Origin of the sequence: Cohnella sp. WQ 127256 (assembly GCF_024519285.1) — a bacterium.
In the GTDB taxonomy this organism is placed as follows: domain Bacteria; phylum Bacillota; class Bacilli; order Paenibacillales; family Paenibacillaceae; genus Cohnella.
Window position 1 is genome coordinate 1,199,701 of record NZ_JAMZCY010000001.1, and the last position, 20,880, is coordinate 1,220,580.

Here is a 20,880-nt window from a genome sequence, read left to right on the forward strand (position 1 = left end):
TCATTCGGATTATTTAAGACACTCCTTGGAGTGTCTTTTTGTCGTAAGTTGAATTGATTGTTTAGGAGTGATAAAGTAAAAGAATAAAACCGACTAATAGAGTAGGATTAACTGGAGCGGAGTGAGCTTATGTCTAAAATTGCGAAAAATCTAACGGATCTCATCGGGAATACACCGCTTCTAGAATTGACAAACTTTATGAAGCTTAATGGTGCTGAAGCAAGTCTAATTGCTAAGCTGGAGTACTTCAATCCAGCCGGTAGCGTAAAGGATAGAATTGGATTTGCCATGATCAAGGATGCTGAAGATAAAGGGTTAATCAATAAGGATTCGGTCATCGTTGAACCGACTAGTGGGAATACCGGAGTAGCTCTTGCGTTTGCGGCAGCTGCTCTAGGTTACCAGTTAATCATTACCTTGCCGGAGAGCTTCAGCGTTGAGCGTCGCAAGATTTTACTGGCTCTAGGAGCACAGTTAGTCCTTACGCCAGCAAACGAAGGGATGGCTGGAGCCATTCTCAAAGCGGATGAAATCGCTGCTTCGCTACCCAATGCCTATGTCCCCCAGCAATTTAACAATCCAGCTAACCCAGCTATTCACAAGATTACGACGGCTGAAGAAATTTGGACAGATACGGACGGCGAAGTAGATATTTTCGTTGGTGGCGTCGGGTCTGGTGGGACGATATCCGGTGTCGGTGAAGCTCTGAAAGCTAAAAATAGCTCAGTGAAAATTATCGCTGTAGAGCCTAGCGATTCTCCGGTTCTCTCCGGCGGCAATAAAGGTGTCCATAAGATCCAAGGCATAGGTGCTGGTTTTATCCCTGGGAACTATAATGCCTTGGTTGTAGATGAAGTTTATCAGGTGAAGAGCGAGGACGCATTCGAGTCTGCTCGGCAACTGGCAAGAAGTGAAGGCTTGCTCGTTGGGATTTCATCTGGGGCAGCCGTGTATGCAGCTCTACAAATTTCCATGAGACCAGAGAATAAGGGGAAGAAGATTGTCGTGTTGTTACCGGACACTGGCGAACGGTATCTCTCAACAGCCCTATTCCCTGAAGTATAATACGTTACTAAGGAGCAGCTACGGTCGAATAACGGCCATGTAGCTGCTTTTTTTCTGATTTTATATCCATGTAGAATAAGGTAAAATAGGAGTAAATATAGGATAACACTTGAATGATTCGGTTATTGATGCTAAAGGAGAAAGAGAATTGAATATATATATCGTTGATGCGTTTACGGACACACCCTTTGGTGGAAATCCGGCAGCCGTGTGCCTACTCGATTCCCACAAACCGGACTCTTGGTTACAGAATGTTGCCGCCGAAATGAACTTGTCAGAAACAGCGTTCCTGATTAAAGGGGTTAACGACTATTCACTGAGATGGTTTACACCAGCAGCAGAAGTGGATTTATGCGGACATGCGACTCTAGCAAGTGCACATGTATTATGGTCAGAAAGGTTATGCCATGAGAGTGAAATCTCCTTTATGACAAGAAGTGGGCAATTAACGGCGACCAAAGATAAGGATGGCATCCATCTAAACTTCCCTATTGAACTCGAGAAGGAATGCCTACCTCCTGAGCGACTCGTTCAAGCTTTGAATGTTCCCTTTACTTACGTTGGCATGAATCGCTTTGACTACCTTGTAGAGGTTGAAAATGAAGAAATGGTCAGAGGATTGCGTCCGGATTTTAATTTATTAAGCCAGATCGATACAAGAGGGATTATCGTGACAAGCAAAGCCTCTAAGTCAGATGTTGATTTCGTATCCCGTTGCTTCTTCCCAGCGATCGGTGTGAATGAAGACCCCGTTACTGGTTCTGCTCATTGCTGTCTTGGTCCTTATTGGCAAGCCAAGCTGAACAAGAGCCAGCTGGTCGCTCAGCAATTATCAGCTAGGCAAGGGACGCTCAGGCTTAACTTGATCAAGGATAGGATCATCATGAGCGGACAAGCGGTAACGACACTTAAAGGACAATTCATAGGAGGTCATAATAATGATTAATATGGACAAAATCTATCTCATCACGGACATGCCAGGATATCCTCCACAAATCAGTCGGCTCTTATCGATGATGAATTATGCTAGACATACAACGTTCGAGGCAGCAAAAGATCTCGATGTGAACCAATTGGACTTTTTGTTAGATGAGAATAGTAATTCGATTGGTGCACTCCTGTTGCATTTCGCTGCTGTCGAGTTTGCTTATCAGGTGGAAACCTTCGAAGGTAGAGATCTAAATGAAGAGGAGCTCTCTAAGTGGGGGGCGGCTCTTGATTTAGGAGAAGCGGGACGACAACAGATTAAAGGTCAAGAGCTCAGCTATTACATTGAACACTTGAACACTGTGCGGGAACGCACGTTTGAGTTATTTCGCACCGTAGACGATGCATGGTTAAGCACGGAGGAGCCATTCTGGTATAACAAGCCTGCCAACCGTTATTTTATGTGGTTTCATGTATTCGAAGACGAGATTAACCATAGGGGACAGATTAGGCTTATTAGAAAAAGAAGCGCAACTCAATTCTGAAGTAAAGGTTATGTTCGTTAAGCTGTCCTGGAGCAGAACGCTCGAGTAACGATATCGGAGGAGCTTTCCTAGGGGAGCTTCTTTTTTTGCTCAATAATGCAACTATAAAAAGGTTATAGAGTCTGAATTTTACCGATATCACTACAAGGAGTTGGAATTATGCGTAACAAGATTTCATTATCTTTGATATTAAGCAAAGATCTGAATTTACTCAATTACCAAGCGACGTTGGTGATATATCAACACAATAGATTGTTAGAAATGATTATCGTGTAAAGGGATTAATTATTTGAATCGCATGTAGAAGCTGTGGCTGGGAGATTAAGGTATAATAAAAGTATAGAAAATATCGCAAAAGATTCTGACCGCATACGATTGTTAGAGTTTGGAGTGCAGCTTGTTCAAAAAAGGAGGCTGTAACGATGAGTGTCAGTTTAAACTGGATTTCAGCAGGTGAATTGGAAGCGCTTAAACAGGTCGGTGCAAAGGTTATACGAGGCGGTATTGCTGTTTTTCATCATGAAGAGCAAGTATACGCGGTGGATAACCGCTGCCCGCATTTAGGCTTTCCGCTTCATATGGGGAGCTTGTGCGACGGAATTTTGACATGCCATTGGCATCATGCCCGGTTTGACATCTGCAGCGGCGGTACGCTTGATCCATGGGCAGATGATGTTCCTTCGTATGAAGTGCGAGTCGACGGCGGCGAAGTGTGGGTAAATTCGGTTTCCAGAAGAGAGAAAGGCGCAGAAAAGTATAAGCTTAAACTGAAAGAAGGACTGGAGCAAAATATCGGCATTGTCATCGCGAAAGCGGTCGTCGGATTGATCGAATCGGGTGTGCCGGAGCAGGATATAGCACGCATTGGCATCGAATTCGGCACGACATATGGAACGGGCTGGAACGCCGGACTTACGATTCTTACCGCGATGGCGCAAAGCGTCGACAAGCTGGATAAGAACGGCAAAATACTCGCTTTGTACCAAGGCCTTGTCCATGTGACTCGAGGCAGCTCGGGCAGAGGAACCCGCCACTTGCTGACGGCGCTACCGTCGGCGGACGTGCCGTTCGAACGGTTGACCGAGTGGTATCGCAACTGCATAGAGGTGCGGGATACGCAAGGCGCTGAGAAAGTGCTGATCACCGCCATAATGAAAGGAATTGACACGAAGCGACTGTCGGAAATGATGCTTGTCGCCGCAACAGATCACTTTTACTTGGACGGCGGGCATGTGTTTGATTTCCACAGCAAAGCTTTTGAGGCGCTGGAGTGGGCTGAGGTGTCGCAAAAGGTGCGGATTCTAACTTCGCTCGTGCCGATGATGGCTCGTCCGACACGGAGCGAGGAGCTGCACCAGTGGCAGTCGCCAGTGAACCTCGTAGAGCCGATCAAGCAAGCAGTCATCGAGCTGGAGAAGAATGTGGTGCAGATGAAGCTCGCTGGTGGGTCAACGAATACGCGGCTGTCTTCTGATACGGAAGAGCAATTGCTGAAGAAACTGCTAAGCGATACGCCGGAGCAGACGATTGCTGTGCTGCGCGACCTACTCATCGCGGGAACGGCTCCAGCGCAATTGGCGCAGCTCGTTGCTTTGGCTGCCGCGGAACGGATCGTTCGTTTCCATACGCAGAACGATTTCGGCGATTGGATTGCAGTGCTCCATACGTTCACGTATGCTCACGCTGTGCATGAAAGGCTGCTACAATCGGATGAGCCGCTTCTGCAGCGGGCGATTTTTCACGGAGCCGTCAGCGTTTATCTTGACCGTTTCTTAAACGTACCAACAGCCGTGCGGCCAAAGGCGTCCGGTTCCGCCGCTCCGGCCAACCATCAGGAACTGCTCGATTTGCTCGATCTGCGCCAGCAGGTCGGATCAGCCGGGCAATGGGTGATGGACTACATTCATGGAGGTGGAGAGCCAGGAGCGCTGCTTAACACACTAGGCCATGCGCTGTTACGGGAGGATGCGGAATTCCATTCGTTCCAAATGTATGAGGCCGCAGTGGCCGAATACGACCGCTGGCAAGCGGTCGCGGGCTCTTTTGCGGAGAAGGCCAGAGAAACGATGCTTCTCGCCTGCACCCGATATTTGGCGGCACACGCGCCAACCGCGCGCGAGCTTCCACATACGGCTAAAATTGCTTGGAGACTGCATAAAGGCGAACGGTTGTTTGAAGAAGAATAGCAGATGGACACGATGTTATATAAAACGGAGGACCACTAGTAGACTAGCGGTTCTCTTTTTTGCGTTTGTCGAGATAAAACATCAAGAAATTAAAGGAAAAGACTAACCAACATTGAATTATTAAATGAGGTTGTTAATATCATTAATAGAAAGGGGTGAGGCAATGTGTTTCAATATCGTGATGCAACATTTGCCGATTTCAATCAAATCGCCTCTTTTCCACAAAGCGAGCAAGAGCTATGTTACATGTACCCTAAAGGGAAATACCCTCTCAATGCTGAACAATTAGCAGAAGCAGCTGCTGAGAGGAAATCGCTAACTGTGGTAACCGATTCGGATGAAGTTGTCGCTTATGGCAATCTCTACAACGTGATTGTAGGAACGGAATGCTGGATCGGCAATGTTATCGTTCAACCCCAAAGTCGAGGTACCGGAGTGGCTTGTTTATTAATTCAATCTCTGATGAACAGAGCAGCCGAAGAGCACCTAGTGAAGACGGTTCATCTCGTGTGCCATAACACAAACACGCGAGCTCTTTTTTTCTACCAAAAGCTTGGTTTTACCCCTTACGAGATCATGCTTGTGGAGGGTTACAATACGGAGAAGGTTGCCGGGATCAAGATGAGGATTGCGGTGGAAGGACAGGTGACTTTATGACACGAACATTAATGATTAGTGATATTCATGGCTGCATTGATCAATTAAATGAGCTGTTAATATTGACTCAATTCGACTCTAACAAGGATCAACTCATCTTATTAGGTGATTATGTGGATAGAGGGCCTAAAAGTAAGGATGTTGTTGATCGGGTAATGGATTTGGTCGACAATCATCGTGCTATTGCTTTAAGAGGGAACCACGATCAGAGATTGATTGATCTCATAAGAACAAATGATACACATATTCAGGCCAAATTCATGGAGCACGGTGGAGTCCAGACCATTCACAGCTATTGCGATGACTTCATCGGTTTAGAAATGAACGTTGAACGACTTCAAGCAGCTAGAAATCATATCGCTACAAGCTATGAGCATCATATCGAGTTTCTCAATGAGCTTCCTTATTACTATGAAGATAAACAACATATTTGTGTGCATGCGGGTCTGAATCCTCATTATGCGAATTGGAAGGATCAGCCGGCATATGACTTTATGTATATTAAGAACGACTTTATTCGTGCCAAGACACGGGTGAAAAAGAAGGTCGTTTTCGGTCATACACGCGCTATAGAAATAAGTGGTGCTGCTGATATTTGGTTTCATGAGAACAAAATTGGAATTGACGGTGGATGCGCTTACGGCTTGCAATTAAATTGTTTAATCTATGAAGAGGGTACATATCTTACGCAAATGATTAGAAATAGTAAGTCAGCTCTTTAATCCTATATGGCCTACAGATGGGACCCTAAGGGTCCCATTGTTGTTAATTAGTTTCTAGGAACTTGATCGATATAATCTGATCATTCGTTGTATGAAAACGGATCGAAATCCGCACCCCGAACTCATGCTTACTGTCCTTTAGCCACAGTTTAAATGTCTCTTCGGCAATTCCCTCTGAAACTTGGGTACGCCCGACATGCAAATAGTCAACAATATCGGCTTGATACTTGGCCTTCGTTTGAACCATGGCGAGTTCTCCCCATTTGGCATATTCGGGCTGAATGGAGAATGCATTTGCTATCGGAGTCAATACCTGACTGCTTAATATAATCGTTACACTTAAACCGATAACGAGCAGTAAAGAACGTAACGCAATTATCATAATTACACCTTCACTTTCCAACTAGCTGATAATTACTGAGCATTTATAGGGGATGAATCATTTGTTCTGGTCGAACGATCTCATCGAATTGAGCTTCAGTCAACAAGCCGCTTTGCATAGCAGCCTCCTTCAAGGTGAGTCCCTTACTATGGGCGGACTTAGCGATAGCTGCTGCATTCTCGTAACCGATATGCGGATTAAGAGCAGTGACAAGCATTAAGGAGCGCTCTACATTCTCTTGAATTACCGCAAGATTTGCTTCTATACCGACTGCGCAGTTATCATTCCAGGAAACTATGGCATCTGACAGCAACCTCGTGGTTTGCAGGAAATTGTAGATGATGACAGGCTTGAACACGTTTAGTTCAAAATTTCCTTGGCTAGCCGCAATTCCTATCGTGATATCGTTACCCATAACCTGTGCCACAACCATCGTCAGCGCTTCAGACTGTGTGGGATTCACTTTTCCCGGCATGATGGAGCTTCCGGGTTCGTTCGCGGGGATGGTGATTTCGCCAATCCCGCTTCTTGGCCCACTTGCAAGCCATCTCACATCGTTGGCAATCTTCATCAGATCAGCAGCTAAAGCCTTCAGTGCTCCGTGAACATACACGAGTTCATCATGACTAGTGAGCGCATGAAACTTATTGTGTGCGGTTTCGAATGTTTTCCCGCTTAATTCACTAATCTTATTCGCAACCTTCGCACCGAATTGGGGGTGGGCATTGATCCCCGTTCCTACGGCTGTACCACCAATGGCTAGCTCTCTTAGGCTCTTTGAGCTTTCTTGTATCATGTGAGTTGTTTTGTCTAGCATTCTCACCCAACCGCTCATCTCCTGCCCGAGAGTAAGAGGGGTAGCATCTTGTAAGTGTGTCCGACCGATCTTGATTACATTAGCGAATTGATTGCTCATGAGGTCTAATGTTTCTTTCAGCTTCTTGATCGCAGGGAGAACCTGGTCTTCGACCGCGATAAGAGCGGCAATATGCATTGCAGTTGGAAAAGTATCGTTGGAGCTCTGAGATTTATTCACATCATCGTTCGGATGAACACGAAGATCACTACCTTCAGCAATTAAGAGCTGATTGGCACGATTGGCAATGACTTCGTTGACGTTCATATTGGATTGCGTGCCGCTACCTGTTTGCCATACCGCAAGAGGGAAGTGACTATCCCATCTTCCTTGTATGATCTCATCTGCTGCTGTAATTACCGCGTTAGCCTTAGCACTGTCCAGCTTACCAAGCTCAAGGTTTACGATTGCTGCGCTTTTCTTGAGCAAGGCGAATACATGGATTAATTCGATAGGCATTTTCTCCATACCAATTCGAAAATTGGCTAAGCTACGCTCTGTTTGCGCACCCCAAAGCTTATCTGATGGCACTTTTACCTCTCCAAGAGAGTCTTTCTCGATTCGGAATTCCATAGACACACCTCACATTCGATTAATGGGTAAGGAAGAAGATGAGCATTAAGCGTAGGATTCATCTTATATAACAAAATTAAACATAAGCTTCGGAAATGAAAAAATAATTATTCTCTAACCCAGATTATGAAAGTTATAATAGATTCATGTTCTACACAGCTGAGTCGTTGGAGGTGCCTCTCATATCTATAGATGTTGTATTTCCGGCTAGTGTATATCACGGCACAGTGGATATTCATCTTGAATCATTCAAGGAACGCTTATTGAATAAGAAGTATTGGAAATACGGTCGAGATTTTGGCCAAGGGTTCTATACAACGAACTCAATCGAGCAAGCTAAGTCATGGGCTCGATCTATGCGAGATAAGCTGAATGAGGGAAATCCCTGTGTGTTAGAGATCAACATAGATACACAACGACTGAGTAGCGAGCCTAGTTATCATATTTTCACAGGCATTTCCTCCAAATGGGCGAAATATATATATCAACACCGGACAGTCCCCACCATGGGAGAAGACCCTTGTCAATGCCACGCGAATATCATCATAGGTCCAATGGCTGATGCCGATACTGGTAAGATTGTGCAGAATGGGGTAAGATTGAAGAAGGATAGTGAATGGTTTCTGGACAAGATCACGCGTAATCATTCGAATCGACAGCTCGACAGTATGGAGCTTGGTAATCAGATTGCTTTTAGTGATGAGAACCTCGCACCCATGCTTACAATTACCGGCATTTATCTCTACCAAGGAAGAAGGTGGCGCTATAATGGCAACGGGGAAGAGATTAAGCAACTATGAGAAAGCCATTGCAACTGAACTCCAAACGCTGTTCGATTACACACCTGTGGAAGCTAAAGAAATTGTGGATGAATATAGAGCAGTGATGGAAATGCTCGGCGGCTATCCGATGGCAGCGGACTATGCGGAATATTTCCACAAAGCCAAGCAAGAAGGACGAACGGGCAAAGAATGGTTGAACGCCATTATGAAGAGAAGAGAAGAAGCTGCGGCTGTCGCTCAATAATGAAAAAAACCACTCCTCTGAGTGGTTTTTTCATGATTAGCCTTCCTCTTTACGACGATCAATGGCTTCAGCCATCGTTTTGTCGGTGAGATGGGCATAAATTTGTGTCGTTTCTGGTGAGGCATGTCCAAGCTGCTCTTGGGTTTTATATAGATCATTACTTAAGTAGTAATCGGTGGCAAATGAGTGCCGGAGCTTATGTACGGACAAGAAGGGTTTGCCGAATCGTTTGGCATATTTCATGACCATTTCCTGTATCGCTCGCTTGGTCATGCGTGAGCCCTCCTTTTTCCCATTGGCGATAGCAAGGAATAGGGCTTTTTCTTTCTTCGGTGCTTTATATCTGGATTCACGCTGTCCTAAGTACTCCTCTAGATCGCTAATGGCCTCTTGCCGGAAGTAAACTGGAGTTTTGAACGTATCGTCATTTTTCCCTTTGCGGAACACATATACAAGCCTTTTCTTGAAGTCGACATCGTCCATATTCAGGTTGACGAGCTCAGATACCCGCAAGCCAGAATTGAGGATGAGGCTGACAATACAGCAATCGCGAATGCGATTTAACTCATGGGAGTAGATGGCTTGTTTATTCGCCGCCACGTCATGTGCATAGTCTAATTTAATGTAGTTAATGAATTCAATAATCTCTTGTTCCTGAAGTAGTTTGCCTTCAAGCTTTGCAGCAGTATCTTTAGGCTTCTGAGTCCGTTTAACCGATACCTTGGCCATGACATTACGCTTCAATAGCGGGTAAAAGTTATCATCTTCGGCAATTTGACTTAAATAGTGGAACAAGGAACGTAGGGAGGATAGCTTGCGGGAGATCGTTGTCTTCGTATTAGCGTTGTCTCGTTTTGTAGCGAGATGCATTCGGAAGTTATCGACACTATCCATATGGAGACGTTCCAGGTCTTCGAGAGGGACTTCTGTCATTTTTGCTGCAGAAGTTAACCCCTCCGCCATTAACCACGACAGAAATACTTCATAATCTCTTATATACTCCAACAGGGAAGAGGGCGATAGGTCGGGAAGCTTATAATTCATGAACTTCTCCACGTACCAAGGCATCCTCGGGATACGTTGATCTAGCTCTTCACGATCCTTGCGTTTCTGTAAGTTCATTCCTTCACCTCATTCGGTATAGTTCAAATGTAAGGGGTATAGCTGAAAAGATCAAGATGTCCAGCGGCGCATTGTTTGATAAGTTTAAATTGACTCTTGACAAGAAGTTTGGATGCCATTAGTCTATTAATTAATAAACCTAATTAATGAAATGTTTTCTAGTCAGAAAAGAGGAATAGCATTGGTTAAACGCTCGGCGGATCAAAGGCTTATCCGTCTTACGAATCAGAAGCTCATTATGGATACCATTCGATCTAACGAAAGCGCTACGAGAAGTAGCCTCTCGAAAGCTCTCCAATTAAGCGTGCCTAGCGTATGTACGAACGTTGACCAGTTGATTGATCTTGGGATAATTCGGGAGACAGGTGAGGAGATCTCGAGTGTCGGCCGCAAAGCCAAAATGCTGAAGATGAACTACAATTTCGGATATCTCGTTTCGATTGATCTTAGTAATCCTTGCATCACACTCGCGATCAGTAACTTGAAACCGACCATTCTCGATGAGCTCAAGTTTGACCTGGAACAATTTGAACTTGAACAACTGATGGATCTGTTATTTCAAAACATCGATAAACTATTGAACACCAGTGGGCTGCCTCTTCATCATTTATTAGCGATCTCCCTTTCCGTACCGGGAATCGTAGACAGTAAGAAGGGGATTGCTCATTGTGGATCCTACTTGTCCCCGTTGGGTGAAGTACATTTTCAAGAATTATTACAACAAAAATATGATGTTCCTGTCCTGGTACAGAAGGATATTGATGCTGCTGTCTTAGCGGAAACGAATTATGGAATCGCTAAGGAACGCAGGGATGTCGTATTCGTAAGCGCAGACGTTGGCGTCGGACTTGGTATCGTACTGAACGGGAGCCTATTCAAGGGTAGCACGTATGCTGCAGGAGAAATGTGCAATTTCGTTATGGATAAAGATGAACAAGCGAAAGAAATCTCCGAACGAAGATTAGTCGATTTCGTTTCCGTCAAATCGCTCGTTCATGCGGTTAGAAGAGATATCGCTTCTGGTGCACAAAGCAAAGTTCTGAATGATGCAGGGGGACAAATCGATAAGATCGATTTTAACACAATCATTAAAGGGACTCTCGCAGATGATCCTCTATGCGTCAAACATGTTTCCGAGTGTGCTCGCATCATGGGGATCGCTGTAACAAATATGTTATTATTACTCGACTTGGAGTGCGTCGTACTCGGGGGCGGTTTCGTATCACTGGGAGCTCATTATACGGACACGTTAACTGCTGAAGTACATAAGCATATTCCTACCAATCCCCTTATTGTAATAACAGAGCTAAAGAACAAAGCCGTGTTGATGGGCAGCATCAGTATCGGGTTGGATTCCATCTTCAATGAAGTATTAGTGGAAAAGTCTTTAGGATGATGACTTTTCCTCCTCTATTAGTTAGGAAACTTAATTAACTAATGATTGTTTCTTAGATGACTCTGTCGTCTAAGTTCAATATATAAATCTAAGAATAGGGGAGTTCAAGAAAATGAGGATGGTCAAGGGAAGCAAGTTCACTGTCGTAATGCTATTAATGACGCTGGTGATCGGACTGCTGGCTGGCTGCGGCGGAGAGAACAAGGAGAAATCAAGTAATTCGAGTGATGTAAGCGCTAGCAGTGGCAGCAGTGAGAACACAGCATCGAAGTCGCCAGACAGTGATAAAGAGATTAAATTGCGGATGGCTACCCAGTTCGCTGGATCAGATCCATGGGTACCTGCTTGGACGGAAGCAATTAAAGCTTTCGAAGAGAAGTATCCTAACATTAAGATCGTCGACGAATCGACCCCAGTGAATCAAGAGGCGCTCCGCACAAAGATCAAAGCAGACGCAGCAACTGGTAACCTAGCAGATGTCATGTTCTACTTCAATGGTAGCGAGACGAAGATGTTGGTGGAATCAGGAGAAATCGTTTCTTGGGAGGAAGAGCTGCAGAAAGATCCGGATTGGGCAGCTTTGTTCAACTCCTCTATTCTTGAAAAAGTGAAATACGAAGGTAAACAGTATTCCTTGCCTTACATCGGCTTCTATGAAGGATTGTTCTGGAACAAAACGCTATTCGACAAGCATCAATTGGCAGCTCCAACAACCTATGAAGCTTTCATGAAAGCAGTCGAAGTATTCGCCCAGAACGATATTATTCCATTTGCGACTTCGCTAACGACGCCTTACCTTCAAGAGGCACTTATACTTTCCTTAGTTGGACCAGAAGGGCAGCAGCAAGTGTATGATCCATCCTGGGCACCAGCAATTAACATCATTAAAGAATTAAATGAGAAAAAAGCGTTCCCTAAAGACGCTCTAACTCTCGATGATGATAAAGCCCAAGCGCTATTCTCTGGAGAGAAAGCAGCAATGATGTTTAATGGTTCCTGGACTGCCGTCGGCCTATCCAAAAATCCAGGCATTCAAATTACGCCATTCCCGCTCGTTCCGGGGGGGAAAGGTGAGAACATGATCGTGTCGGGCTTTGGATCTGGTTGGTATATGAAGAATAACGAAGACAAAGCCAAATATGATGCCTCTTTGTTGTTCATTAAGTTCATCACTTCACCAGAGGTCGCGGGTAAGTTTGCAGCGATTGGTGGCACATATGCGGTGCAAACCTTAGATTCCGGTAACACCGCAGAGCTATTGAAAGCAGGTAATGCTATGGTTGCCCAAGCTAAGGATTTCGTCATGCCAATCGATTCCTACGTATCGCGTGAGTCGTATACTGAGTTTCTTAAAGGGATTTCTTACGTAGCTCACAACAAGAAATCGGCTGAAGAAGTACTCGATCAGGCGAAGAAGCTAAGCGATCGAAATAAAGGCTAAACGGTAAAGGCTGGCGTCCCTGGGATGCTGACGAAATGTCGAATCCCAGGGGCATGCCTCCTAGAGGAGGAATACCGGTTGTGAATTTCAAAGATAAAAGATATATTGTGCTTTTCCTAGCTCCGACGGTTATTCTATTATTCGCGTTTCTGTTATATCCTTTGCTACAATCGGTATATTACAGCTTCACCGATTGGTACAATTTCTCGAACGAAAAGACGTTTATTGGATTGGATAATTACAAACAGTTGATCGAAGATCCAGTCGTCGGCATCGCTTTGAGAAATACGTTGATACTCACTTTGGGAGCGATTGTATTGCAAGCTGGAGGAGGGCTGGCACTCGCGCTATTGACGGATAGCGTTAAGCGGGGGTTCAAGTTTTTCCGTACGGTGTTTTTCTTCCCAATTGTGATCTCAGGAACAGCTATCGGATTGATGTTCTCGATTATTTACAATTACGATTACGGCCTTTTGAACGCAATTATGCGGACATTCGGTATACCTGAGCAAGTATGGCTTACAGAGAATAGCTCTATTTACCTCGTATTGATTCCGATTTTATGGCAATATGTTGGCTTTTATTTCGTAATCTTCCTAACGGGCATGTCCAAAATTCCCGAGGATATTTACGAATCGGCACAGCTGGATGGAATTACGGGTCTCCAGAAAGCATTTAAGATCACGATACCGCTGCTACGGGACGTCATCGCCTCATGTCTCACACTAGCAACAGCTGGTGCACTCAAAGTATTCGACGTCGTCTATATCGTAACGAAAGGTGGCCCAATGAACTCCAGTGAGCTACTTAGTACTTACATGTATGACAAGGCGTTTAATGGACAAAACGTTGGGTATGCAAGTACGATCGTCATCACCATGATGTTGCTTGGCGTTATGATTACCGTACTTCTAAATAAAGCCGTAAAGAAAGATACGATTAGCTACTGAATGAAACCTTTCAGCAGCTTAAGCAGGTAGGTGAAAGTCATGTCAACTTTAGCTGGAACGCTCGGTATTAAGCCAAGTAGACGCTCTTATACGAGCAAGGTATTCATTTATGCTCTTCTTATCGCCTGGTCTTGCACGACCATACTGCCACTAATTTGGGTGCTGTTGAATAGCTTCAAATCTTCCGAGGAAATATTGACGAACGCCTTTGGATTACCTGAAGCCTATCGATTCATCAATTACGTTAAGTTAAATGAATATGGCAATATTAATATGATGAAGGGTTTCCTGAATAGTCTAATCATCTCAGGTTCCGTCGTGCTTGGTGTCGCTTTTGTCGCAGGTCTTGCTTCCTTCGTGTTATCTCGTTTTCAATTCGTGGGCAAACAGCTCTTTCATGTGCTATTTGTCGTATGTATGTTGCTGCCACAATTCGCTGTAATTATTCCTAACTTCATTATTATTAAGGAATTAGGCCTTAATGGGACTTACTTGTCCGTCATTTTACCGCAAATCGCGGGTAATTTAAGTTTTGCGATTATTATGATGACAGGATTCATGTCCTCCTTACCCGCGGAGTTAGAGGAAGCGGCAGTTGTGGATGGAGCAAGTATTATGAAAATATATTATCGAATTATTATTCCGCTCTGTATACCGATATTCTCTACAGTATCGATTATGATTTTCTTATGGTCGTATAATGAACTGTTGATGCCACTTGTTTACTTGCCGATTCGAGATATGCAGCCCATTTCCGTGTTATTATCGCTTGTATCTAATGCCTACGGAACGGATTATGGCGCCATGATGGCAGCGATTGCGATTTCAATCCTACCGCTGCTCGTTCTATATATGATTTCGCAGGAAACCGTTATTAAAGGCCTGACCGCGGGTGCGGTTAAAGGCTAAACTTTGGAGGAAACTAGCAATGACTAATGCACTACAAATTATCGTAATCGCAGCTCATCCCGACGAACCTGAAATTTATGCTGGCGGTACCGCAGCATTATATGCTGAAATGGGCCACAACGTTAAATTCGTATCGTTAACGAATGGGGATTGCGGACACTTTCAAATGAGTGGAAAAGAACTCATAGAGAGAAGGAAGCAAGAAGCATATGAAGCAGCTCGCAGGCTGGGAGTGCTTGAATATACACTATTGGACGTAGCTGATGGGCAATTAACGAATGATTACGGAATAAGAGCCGAAGTAATTCGGCAAATTCGTGGCTGGAAAGCGGATGTTGTAATCTCCTTTCACCCGGACGGACCAGGGCATGTTGATAATCGTACTGCAGGAAAAATCGTACGTGACACAGCAGACTTCATCGCAATGGTTCCTAATGCTGTACCGGAAGCACCTCATCTGACGAAGTCGCCATTATTTCTACTTATGCCTGATTACGCGAAGAGAGGTACTTATAAACCGGATATCGTCATTGATGTTGGATCCGTAGTTGAGAAGAAGCTTCTGGGTTGTGATGCACACGCATCCCAATTTTACGAGTTTGCCCCTTGGCAGCGCGGATTTCTTGATCAAGTACCTGAAGGCTGGGAGCTTAGAAGAGAATATCTACTGAAAGGGTGGGATACTTTTCTAAAAGTTTCAAAGGAAATGATCCCAACGTTGATCGCATCATACGGTGAGGACATTGCTAACAAGGTTAGTTATGCTGAACCATTTGAAGTCGCCGATTATGGTAGAAGCCCTACAGATGAAGAAAAGAAAATTTTATTCCCGATGTTATTTCGTTAATTTCAATTTGTGAATTTTCGGATATCCCCTGCCGCTTATGGCTGGGGATTTCGATTTCAATAGAAAAGGTGAGATATATGCGGCAATTCCTCTCCGTAAGTACAAGCTTACGTGTTATTCAATGGTTTATTTTTATGACGGCTAGCTCAGTAGCTTTACCCATTGTTATTGGTGGTGTGTTCCATTTACCTCATGAAGAAATCGCATCTCTAATGCAGCGAACTTTCTTCGTTGTCGGCTTGAGTTCAGCTCTTCAAGCGATTATCGGGCACCGCTATCCGATCGTTGACGGCCCAGCAGGATCTTGGGTCAGCGTATTCATCATGATGGCTGCAATGGCTGCGCAAACAGGGCAAGATGTCAAAGAAGCCCTACAACTGCTACAGGGAGGTCTACTGCTTGCAGGTGTATTATTATTTCTGCTCGGGGTAACCGGACTTTTCTATAAGCTAATTTCGTTGTTTACACCACTTGTGACAAATACTTTCCTATTTATATTGTCAATGCAGTTGAGCGGAGTCTTTCTTAAGGGCATGCTGGGCATTGAAGAAGGAGAGAAGACGATAGACTATTGGAGCGCTCTTATTGCTCTTGGTGTGTTTATCTTGGTCATCTGTTTAACGATTAAAGGAAAGGGTTGGATACGAAATTATGCCGTGCTCTTAGGCATCGTTTGCGGATGGCTGATTCAAGTTTTGGTCAACGGGGGGAAAGGATTCGATACGACAGGACCAACAGAATGGGGCATTAAGCTTCCTGATATTTTTGCTTGGGGACTGCCCAAATTGAATGCAGGAATGGCGATTACGGCTGTCCTGTTTTCATTAATATTAGTATCGAATCTCATCGCTGCCATTTCGGCCGCCGGACAAGTCGTTCCACGTAAAGATGCGGTGTCCCGCGGAGTTTATAACCGGAGTAGTATGGTTGGAGGAGTGTCTCACGGTCTTTCGGCGGCTTTTTCCACGATTGGCATTGTCCCGCTTCCGATTACCGCAAGCTTCATGCGTATGAGTGGGCAGACGCAGAGAAAACCATTCCTTGTAGCATGCCTTGCGTTAATTGGAATCGCTCTTGTGCCTGGTTTCGTTCATTATCTAGCCTTGTTACCGACATCCGTCGCCAGCGCAGTTTCATTAGCTACCTTCGTGCAAATGACGGCAAATTCATTTCAATCCTTAACAAAAGCGGTACAAAGTCAGCGGCAGCTGATGATTCTTGCAATTGGCTTAATTATCGGAGTTGGGTTCACTTTGGTTTCCGCATCTTTGCCTGAAGGACTTCCTGTTGTGATGCAGTACGTGCTTGGAAACGGACTATTGGTCGCTACTCTACTGGTCATGGTTCTGGAGAAATTTTGGCGGCCCACAGAGGAATGAATAGAGTCGTTACTAAAGAGGTTAGGAGCATAACGCTCTTAACCTCTTTGTCTTTTGGCGGGTTTTGAGCGTTCTTGATATAATGGAGAGAATAGTGCGATGCTGAAGAGGGGCGGAGATGCCATGCAGGGTCTGACGAATGGGACTAGACCGTCGTATAATTAAGCGAGGTTCGGGTAAATAAAACATAAATATAATTATGTAAACTTCTAGGAGAATTCACAATGATTAATGATGTTAATAAACTGAATCCGATGATTCGAGAAGCGGAACGGTTTCTAAGGAATTTTCATGAGGAGAACGGTCTTCCTCTAGATGAGTACGAAGAGCGAATGCAGCAAGTGATTACATTAATAAGAGAAACGGGCACATACACCCATACGTTTGAAGAGTTAAAGTATGGCGCACGTATTGCATGGCGCAACAATAGCCGTTGTATCGGCAGACTCTTCTGGGACTCTCTAGAGGTCATTGACGAGAGAGCTGCAGAAACGGAACAATCGATAGCTGATGCTTTGTTAAGACACATCGCTTACGCTACAAATGAAGGACGTATTCGCTCGACCCTTACTGTATTTGCTCCAGAGCTGTCTGACCGATCGAATATTCGTATATGGAATCATCAGCTGATTCGTTATGCGGGTTACCAAACCGCAGAAGGTATTGTAGGTGATCCGGCTTCGATCGCATTCACGGAGCAATGTTTGCAGCTGGGGTGGCGCGGACAAGGGACCAAATATGATGTATTACCCTTAGTTGTTCAGCTTAATGGACGTGAGCCAAAGTGGTTCCCGATTCCGGAAGCTTATATCAAAGAGGTTGAGCTCGTGCATCCTGATTGTGAAGCATTTAACCAGCTTCAACTCAAATGGTACGCGGTACCCATCCTTGCAGATTTAGTACTCGATATCGGTGGAATACGTTACAATGCTGCCCCCTTTAACGGCTGGTATATGGGAACAGAGATCGGTTCACGAAATATGGCGGATATCGATCGTTTTAACGAGCTTCCAGCTATTGCGGATGTGTTCGGTCTTGATCGGACAACGAATACGTCATTGTGGAAGGATCGTGCGATACTAGAGCTTAATACCGCTATCATTCACTCCTACAAACGAAATGGAGTCAGCATTGTCGATCATCACACGGCTGCCGAGCAATTCATGCGGTTTATGAAGCGTGAACAGGACCAAGAACGCAGCGTTAATGCGCGTTGGTCTTGGCTAATCCCACCTATGTCACCTGCTGCTACACCCATATGGAATCAGAGTGATTTGGAGGAATGTCCTGTAAAGCCTGATTTTTCAGCACAACAATGTCCCTATGAAACGAGGAAAGGGTGACTACCTATGGCAATTGTACAAGTAACGATAGTTCCTTTAGGTACAGCTACGACTAGCGTTAGTGAGTATGTAACATCCGTACATGAAGTGCTACAGCAATCTGGAGAAAAGATCAAATATCAGCTCACTCCGATGAGTACGATTATTGAAGGAGAGTTGGACGATTTACTTACGGTTGTACGCCGGATGCATGAGGTTCCATTCGAGAATGGGGCGATGAGAGTGTCTACCACCATTACGATCGATGATCGTAGGGATAAGAAGGGAACGATGGAGCAGAAGCTACGTTCTGTTGAAGAAAAGTTGAAATAAAAGCAAATCATAAAGTGTACAGACTAATATTGATCATTCAATATTAGTTTTTTATTTACAATAGTGTGTGCCGTACAGTATGATGAAATCAGGAGTTGATCTTATGGCTGATGTGAATGAAACGATTAACGGTTTATTGAGCGAGCTGAGACGAGGAACAATCATCATCGGTGTTCTTAGTCAGTTGTCCGAGCCACAATATGGATACTCACTTGTCCCGATCTTGGAGGAGAAGGGAGTGGCCGTCGATCCTGGCACCTTGTATCCACTGCTGCGCAGGCTGGAGAAGCAAGAACTGCTTGAGAGTACGTGGGACACGAATGAAGCCCGTCCTCGCAAATACTACGTTCTAAGTCCGTTTGGACGCGAAGTTTATGCGGGATTGCGTCGGGAGTGGCGCAAGCTGGTCGTTAGCATGGAAGGCATTATGGAAGAGGGTTAAGGGGGAGAATAGGTTGGAAATCATTGAACGGTACATTTATGCGGTCACGCAGCGTCTACCCGAAAAGATGAGGGCGGACATTAAGCAAGAGCTACATGGCTTGATCTTGGATATGTTGGAGGAGCGGGAATCGCCGGGTCAGGCCTCGAAGGAGAATGTGGAGAGTGTGCTGCTGGAGCTCGGTCATCCTAATACGTTAGCTGCTAAGTATCGGGGATATGAACGCTATCTGATCAGTCCGTTTTTGTTCGATTCGTATCTAACAATACTTAAAGTTGTCATGTTTTCGATCGCCATTGGTATGACCGTTGTGTTTGCAATTGATACGATCACATCACCTAATGAGATATTGGAACATTTTATTGATTATTTTGCGAACCTGATTATCGCAGGAGCCCAAGGCTTCGGTTGGGTCACAATCGTCTTCGCAATGATCGATTATCGCCAGCAGAAAGATACCTTAAGTAGCGGCGATAAGAACTTGAAGTGGAAGCCATCCGACTTGCCACATATCCCCGATGTGAACAAACAGATTAAAATGAGCGAGCCGATTACTGGTATTATCTTTACAGTGCTTTTTACGGTGATTTGCTTATATTCAATCGAATTGGTTGGCGTGTGGAGGTTCGATGGCGGTGATCGTACCGTCATTCCGTTTCTGAATGCCGATGTTTTCCAGAACTATCTACCGTTCGTGTGGATACTTGCTGCGTTGGGCATTTTGAATCAAAGTGTTCGAATTATCGTGCGACAAAGAACAGCCAAGCTGCTTGTGTTCCACATCGTGATATCGGTCGTAACCACTGTATTGTTGTGTGTTATGTTAGCTGATCCTGCCATCTTGAATCCAGATTTCATCCAACAACTGCAAGCTGCAGGGGTCATGTCTGACATCGGAAAGGATTACGACACGGTCATTTCGATATGGAACGGAATTTCCGACTGGCTCATCATAATCATTGTATTTTTTGCTCTAATCGATATCATATCCGAAACGTACAAGTGGTACCGAACAAAAACAACTGTATGACGATCCCTCAAACAAGCACATGCTTGATGCATTGGACCATACTAGTAAAATAGGAGAGGATGATTTCATTGCATCGGATTATGATCTGCGAGGATGATCCGAAGCTTGGGGCTTTGTTGAAAGTGAATATCGAGAAATATGGATATGAAACGGGTATCGTAGAGGACTTCGACAAGGTGTTAGAGTTTTTCCAGGCTTATGATCCTCATCTCGTCTTAATGGATGTGAACCTACCCAAGTTCGATGGTTTTTATTGGTGCAGACAAATACGCACCGTGTCCAAATGCCAGATCCTATTCATATCGGCTCGATCAGGCGAGATGGACCAAGTGATGGCACTGGAATATGGGGCGGATGATTATATCACCAAGCCTTTCCACCTTGAAGTCGTCATGGCGAAGATTCGCAGCCAATTAAGACGTGCTTATGGGGAATACGCACAGAATACAGATGAACGTCTCGTTAAGCTGATGGGACTAACCTTATATCCAGAACGACTGGAACTCGAATTAAAAGGAATCATTAGTCCGCTAACCAAGAAAGAGGCCGATCTCTTAGAAACACTCATTCAACATTTTCCACGAGTTGTGAGTCGCGAATCCTTACTGGAGAAGCTGTGGGATGATCAAGCTTTCGTTGATGAGAACACGCTTAATGTAAATATCACACGTCTGCGCAAGAAGCTTCAGGAAATCGGGATTGATAACGGGATTGAAACCGTTCGAGGTGCCGGCTACAAGCTCTTAGCTGCTTGGGACAATAAGGAATAA

22 protein-coding genes are annotated in these 20,880 nt (G+C 44.7%); 19 read left to right on the forward strand and 3 right to left on the reverse strand.

The window, feature by feature from the left end; translation table 11 throughout:
* Positions 1 to 129 precede the first annotated feature (129 nt).
* The 6 genes from cysK to M1K58_RS05225 all read left to right on the forward strand — a co-directional run bounded on the left by cysK (position 130) and on the right by M1K58_RS05225 (position 6,102).
* Positions 130 to 1,065: a cysteine synthase A gene (gene cysK / locus M1K58_RS05200; protein ID WP_256757596.1), complete on the forward strand. Its 936-nt coding sequence runs from the start codon at positions 130 to 132 to the stop codon at positions 1,063 to 1,065.
* A 148-nt stretch (positions 1,066 to 1,213) separates the two neighbouring features.
* Positions 1,214 to 2,011: a PhzF family phenazine biosynthesis protein gene (locus M1K58_RS05205; protein WP_256757597.1), complete on the forward strand. Its 798-nt coding sequence runs from the start codon at positions 1,214 to 1,216 to the stop codon at positions 2,009 to 2,011.
* Positions 2,004 to 2,537, forward strand: a complete 534-nt coding sequence (locus M1K58_RS05210; protein ID WP_256757598.1) for a DinB family protein — start codon at positions 2,004 to 2,006, stop codon at positions 2,535 to 2,537. Before M1K58_RS05205 ends, M1K58_RS05210 begins: the two co-directional genes overlap by 8 nt.
* A gap of 422 nt (positions 2,538 to 2,959) precedes the next feature.
* A complete protein-coding gene (locus tag M1K58_RS05215) occupies positions 2,960 to 4,723 on the forward strand; it encodes a Rieske (2Fe-2S) protein (protein WP_256757599.1) in 1,764 nt (587 codons plus the stop codon).
* A gap of 165 nt (positions 4,724 to 4,888) precedes the next feature.
* A complete protein-coding gene (locus M1K58_RS05220; protein WP_256757600.1) occupies positions 4,889 to 5,380 on the forward strand; it encodes a GNAT family N-acetyltransferase in 492 nt (163 codons plus the stop codon).
* Complete coding sequence (locus M1K58_RS05225) at positions 5,377 to 6,102, forward strand: metallophosphoesterase family protein (RefSeq protein ID WP_256757601.1); 726 nt, start codon at positions 5,377 to 5,379, stop codon at positions 6,100 to 6,102. The genes M1K58_RS05220 and M1K58_RS05225 overlap by 4 nt, the downstream gene beginning before the upstream one ends.
* Positions 6,103 to 6,145: 43 nt before the next feature.
* Here the strand turns inward: M1K58_RS05225 and M1K58_RS05230 are convergent, their stop codons facing one another.
* Complete coding sequence (locus M1K58_RS05230; RefSeq protein ID WP_256757602.1) at positions 6,146 to 6,484, reverse strand: DUF3889 domain-containing protein; 339 nt, start codon at positions 6,482 to 6,484, stop codon at positions 6,146 to 6,148.
* 43 nt (positions 6,485 to 6,527) lie between these two features.
* Positions 6,528 to 7,913 carry a class II fumarate hydratase gene (fumC, locus tag M1K58_RS05235; RefSeq protein WP_256757603.1) on the reverse strand — a complete coding sequence of 462 codons (1,386 nt, stop codon included), beginning with the start codon at positions 7,911 to 7,913 and terminating at the stop codon, positions 6,528 to 6,530.
* A gap of 146 nt (positions 7,914 to 8,059) precedes the next feature.
* Between fumC and M1K58_RS05240 the strand changes: the two genes are divergently transcribed.
* Both M1K58_RS05240 and M1K58_RS05245 read left to right on the forward strand, forming a co-directional pair.
* Positions 8,060 to 8,713 carry a DUF3990 domain-containing protein gene (locus tag M1K58_RS05240; RefSeq protein ID WP_256757604.1) on the forward strand — a complete coding sequence of 218 codons (654 nt, stop codon included), beginning with the start codon at positions 8,060 to 8,062 and terminating at the stop codon, positions 8,711 to 8,713.
* Positions 8,682 to 8,939: a hypothetical protein gene (locus M1K58_RS05245; RefSeq protein ID WP_256757605.1), complete on the forward strand. Its 258-nt coding sequence runs from the start codon at positions 8,682 to 8,684 to the stop codon at positions 8,937 to 8,939. Before M1K58_RS05240 ends, M1K58_RS05245 begins: the two co-directional genes overlap by 32 nt.
* A 36-nt stretch (positions 8,940 to 8,975) precedes the next feature.
* Here M1K58_RS05245 and xerS read toward each other — a convergent pair whose 3' ends face one another.
* Positions 8,976 to 10,061, reverse strand: a complete 1,086-nt coding sequence (xerS, locus tag M1K58_RS05250; protein ID WP_256757606.1) for a tyrosine recombinase XerS — start codon at positions 10,059 to 10,061, stop codon at positions 8,976 to 8,978.
* 181 nt (positions 10,062 to 10,242) lie between these two features.
* Between xerS and M1K58_RS05255 the strand changes: the two genes are divergently transcribed.
* The 11 genes from M1K58_RS05255 to M1K58_RS05305 all read left to right on the forward strand — a co-directional run bounded on the left by M1K58_RS05255 (position 10,243) and on the right by M1K58_RS05305 (position 20,880).
* A complete protein-coding gene (locus M1K58_RS05255) occupies positions 10,243 to 11,457 on the forward strand; it encodes an ROK family protein (RefSeq protein WP_256757607.1) in 1,215 nt (404 codons plus the stop codon).
* 112 nt (positions 11,458 to 11,569) lie between these two features.
* Positions 11,570 to 12,898, forward strand: a complete 1,329-nt coding sequence (locus M1K58_RS05260) for an ABC transporter substrate-binding protein (RefSeq protein WP_256757608.1) — start codon at positions 11,570 to 11,572, stop codon at positions 12,896 to 12,898.
* An 80-nt stretch (positions 12,899 to 12,978) separates the two neighbouring features.
* Positions 12,979 to 13,848 (forward strand): carbohydrate ABC transporter permease, encoded by an 870-nt coding sequence (locus tag M1K58_RS05265; RefSeq protein ID WP_256757609.1) that lies wholly within the window; start codon positions 12,979 to 12,981, stop codon positions 13,846 to 13,848.
* A gap of 39 nt (positions 13,849 to 13,887) precedes the next feature.
* Positions 13,888 to 14,757, forward strand: a complete 870-nt coding sequence (locus M1K58_RS05270; protein WP_256757610.1) for a carbohydrate ABC transporter permease — start codon at positions 13,888 to 13,890, stop codon at positions 14,755 to 14,757.
* A 19-nt stretch (positions 14,758 to 14,776) separates the two neighbouring features.
* Positions 14,777 to 15,604 carry a PIG-L deacetylase family protein gene (locus M1K58_RS05275; RefSeq protein ID WP_256757611.1) on the forward strand — a complete coding sequence of 276 codons (828 nt, stop codon included), beginning with the start codon at positions 14,777 to 14,779 and terminating at the stop codon, positions 15,602 to 15,604.
* A 77-nt stretch (positions 15,605 to 15,681) separates the two neighbouring features.
* Positions 15,682 to 16,983, forward strand: a complete 1,302-nt coding sequence (locus M1K58_RS05280) for a purine/pyrimidine permease (RefSeq protein ID WP_256757612.1) — start codon at positions 15,682 to 15,684, stop codon at positions 16,981 to 16,983.
* 224 nt (positions 16,984 to 17,207) lie between these two features.
* Entirely contained in the window at positions 17,208 to 18,326 is a 1,119-nt protein-coding gene (locus M1K58_RS05285; RefSeq protein WP_256757613.1) for a nitric oxide synthase oxygenase, read from the forward strand.
* A gap of 6 nt (positions 18,327 to 18,332) precedes the next feature.
* Positions 18,333 to 18,638: an MTH1187 family thiamine-binding protein gene (locus tag M1K58_RS05290; protein ID WP_256757614.1), complete on the forward strand. Its 306-nt coding sequence runs from the start codon at positions 18,333 to 18,335 to the stop codon at positions 18,636 to 18,638.
* Between the two features lie 103 nt (positions 18,639 to 18,741).
* Entirely contained in the window at positions 18,742 to 19,080 is a 339-nt protein-coding gene (locus M1K58_RS05295; protein WP_256757615.1) for a PadR family transcriptional regulator, read from the forward strand.
* Positions 19,081 to 19,093: 13 nt separating this feature from the next.
* Entirely contained in the window at positions 19,094 to 20,110 is a 1,017-nt protein-coding gene (locus M1K58_RS05300; protein WP_256757616.1) for a hypothetical protein, read from the forward strand.
* A 68-nt stretch (positions 20,111 to 20,178) separates the two neighbouring features.
* Positions 20,179 to 20,880, forward strand: coding sequence for a response regulator transcription factor (locus tag M1K58_RS05305; RefSeq protein ID WP_256757617.1), 702 nt, complete (start codon positions 20,179 to 20,181; stop codon positions 20,878 to 20,880).

Bases quoted from the DNA above. Each gene is read 5' to 3' on its own strand.
- cysK (WP_256757596.1), top strand. From the start codon at position 130: ATGTCTAAAATTGCGAAAAATCTAACGGATCTCATCGGGAATACACCG.
- M1K58_RS05210 (WP_256757598.1), top strand. From the start codon at position 2,004: ATGATTAATATGGACAAAATCTATCTCATCACGGACATGCCAGGATAT.
- M1K58_RS05215 (WP_256757599.1), top strand. From the start codon at position 2,960: ATGAGTGTCAGTTTAAACTGGATTTCAGCAGGTGAATTGGAAGCGCTT.
- M1K58_RS05225 (WP_256757601.1), top strand. From the start codon at position 5,377: ATGACACGAACATTAATGATTAGTGATATTCATGGCTGCATTGATCAA.
- M1K58_RS05230 (WP_256757602.1), bottom strand. From the start codon at position 6,484: ATGATAATTGCGTTACGTTCTTTACTGCTCGTTATCGGTTTAAGTGTA.
- fumC (WP_256757603.1), bottom strand. From the start codon at position 7,913: ATGGAATTCCGAATCGAGAAAGACTCTCTTGGAGAGGTAAAAGTGCCA.
- M1K58_RS05240 (WP_256757604.1), top strand. From the start codon at position 8,060: ATGTTCTACACAGCTGAGTCGTTGGAGGTGCCTCTCATATCTATAGAT.
- M1K58_RS05245 (WP_256757605.1), top strand. From the start codon at position 8,682: ATGGCAACGGGGAAGAGATTAAGCAACTATGAGAAAGCCATTGCAACT.
- xerS (WP_256757606.1), bottom strand. From the start codon at position 10,061: ATGAACTTACAGAAACGCAAGGATCGTGAAGAGCTAGATCAACGTATC.
- M1K58_RS05260 (WP_256757608.1), top strand. From the start codon at position 11,570: ATGAGGATGGTCAAGGGAAGCAAGTTCACTGTCGTAATGCTATTAATG.
- M1K58_RS05270 (WP_256757610.1), top strand. From the start codon at position 13,888: ATGTCAACTTTAGCTGGAACGCTCGGTATTAAGCCAAGTAGACGCTCT.
- M1K58_RS05275 (WP_256757611.1), top strand. From the start codon at position 14,777: ATGACTAATGCACTACAAATTATCGTAATCGCAGCTCATCCCGACGAA.
- M1K58_RS05280 (WP_256757612.1), top strand. From the start codon at position 15,682: ATGCGGCAATTCCTCTCCGTAAGTACAAGCTTACGTGTTATTCAATGG.
- M1K58_RS05285 (WP_256757613.1), top strand. From the start codon at position 17,208: ATGATTAATGATGTTAATAAACTGAATCCGATGATTCGAGAAGCGGAA.
- M1K58_RS05290 (WP_256757614.1), top strand. From the start codon at position 18,333: ATGGCAATTGTACAAGTAACGATAGTTCCTTTAGGTACAGCTACGACT.
- M1K58_RS05295 (WP_256757615.1), top strand. From the start codon at position 18,742: ATGGCTGATGTGAATGAAACGATTAACGGTTTATTGAGCGAGCTGAGA.